2 protein-coding genes are annotated in these 1,850 nt (G+C 47.0%); both read left to right on the top strand.

The window, feature by feature from the left end:
* Positions 1-237: 237 nt before the first annotated feature.
* On the top strand, positions 238-801 hold the full coding sequence (locus H6F88_RS10815; protein WP_206756436.1) for a GNAT family N-acetyltransferase: 564 nt from the start codon (positions 238-240) through the stop codon (positions 799-801).
* Positions 798-1,466: a DEK C-terminal domain-containing protein gene (locus H6F88_RS10810; RefSeq protein ID WP_190642761.1), complete on the top strand. Its 669-nt coding sequence runs from the start codon at positions 798-800 to the stop codon at positions 1,464-1,466. Before H6F88_RS10815 ends, H6F88_RS10810 begins: the two co-directional genes overlap by 4 nt.
* Positions 1,467-1,850 lie beyond the last annotated feature (384 nt).

Raw genomic sequence — 1,850 nt, 5'->3', positions numbered from 1 at the left:
GCGCCAAGGATAGTAGGATTCGAGAAATTGTCGCCTGCACTGCTTACACTTGTAGCATTGTCTCCCTCGACGATGCCCGTTCTTAGCGACTTGAGTTGAATTACATTGAGGACATTTCATTCTTCTATCATGCCAAACCAAGCATTACCCTTGCAGCAACGCCGAATTTTTTATAATGAGCAAATCCCAACCTCCAAAGCCTTATGATGAGAGCCGTTGTTGAATCTTCTTATTCCGTTGAACCGTATCATTCAGCTACTGCAAGTTCAAGATCAACAGATTGTCGATGCGCTCCTGACGGAGGTGACTGATAAACACCTGGAGGATGCCAAGACACTTTGGGAGCCAATCTTGAAAGGAAGCGGTCAAGACGATGAGTATTGGAACTGGGTGGGCAAAAGCCGTCGATCTAAGTTACTCCCAGGTGATGAGTTATACGCGATCGAGTGCGAGGGTGTCACTCAAGGGCTGATGATGCTCGATGTCTTAAAGAAACGCTGTCAGATTGAATTTCAGTTGCGACGACGGTTGGTGTACATTAGTGCTTTGGCAACCGCCCCTTGGAATCGACCTATCATCACAAACCCTCCAACTTACAAAGGCGTTGGGGGCAATCTGGTAGACTTTGCGATCGCCCGCAGCTACGAACTGGGTTATCAAGGCAAAATAGGATTACATGCCCTTCCAGGTGCGCTAGGATTTTATAGAAAGCTGAGAGTTGGACTGCTCAATTGTGGACCTGATCCTGAAGAACCCGATAACCTCGTTTACTTCGAGACTTTGAGGATAGACGACCCATGACTCAATCGATTCCTGCCCAGCCAAAGGACACCTTTGACAAAGCGGCTCGTCATCAGCGCCTGCTGGAATTGCTTGAAGCAGAGGACGCTGCTAATGGCGAAGTAGGTTGCGGACGGAATCTGGGAAAGGGGCTTTCAGGGTATCTCAGTACTCGCGGGGTTGCTCTTGATGATGAGCAATTGAAGCGCCTGTTGCGAGAACACTTAGGGCATATCCTGATGGAACCAGATTTTGATTCCATTACAACCCAGATTCAACGTCGGCTTGAATCTTTAGTTGGGCAATCCCTAGATAGTTCTTCCAGTTTTGCACCTTTGTTAAATTCAACAAATGTCACAGAGCATATCCCAACAAAGGACCTCAGAGAATTATTTCAACCACAGCTTGCTGATTTTTGCTCCGAAGACACCTTGGAACACCTGATTGGGTTGAGCCATCAGATTATTCATAAAGCGGTACTCCAACCCCGACATACCTGGTCTAAGCCGATATGGGTGCTGCGAGGTGAAACACAGATTTACATCGTTCAGGAAACTGGAAGTGAAGCGGCGATCGCTAAAGTCAAAACTCAGCATCCTCAAGAAACAGAAAAATTGGAAGTCATTACAGTCGGAGGTATTTTGGCACCCGATCAGGTAATCTCCCTCAATACAAATCTGCTATAAAGGTTGGCATCCTAAGAGAACCTCCCAGGATGGGGATAACAATCGTGGTCAGTGGTTGCCGCCGTCTATACAACTTCACTGATAGCCTCTAGCAATCCGCTGCACCACAATTGCTATGCTGTGGGCAGGATACTGTCGCAAAAATTTTAGGAAACACTATTTGCAGTGTTGAAGTATGCATAACACAACTCTGTATGTAGCGTTAAAAAGATTTTTTGCGATAGAACCATGCAACATGCCCTAGCTGCAATGGCAAAACGGTGGTTACAGCTACATGAGGAAATTGAAACTCACACCCAGCACCTAGCAACTCTTACCCACAAAGCGGCTCCCGAGTTAGTGCAAGCTTTTGGCATTGGAGTGGATACGGCTGCCGAGATGCTG

The organism is Oculatella sp. FACHB-28, from assembly GCF_014696015.1.
GTDB lineage: Bacteria > Cyanobacteriota > Cyanobacteriia > Elainellales > Elainellaceae > JAAUTN01.
The sequence above is the reverse complement of the archived record's forward strand: the minus strand, read 5'-3'. Positions and strand labels throughout refer to the sequence as shown.

Excerpts from the sequence above, each read along its gene's own strand:
- H6F88_RS10810 (WP_190642761.1), top strand. The coding sequence starts at position 798 with ATGACTCAATCGATTCCTGCCCAGCCAAAGGACACCTTTGACAAAGCG.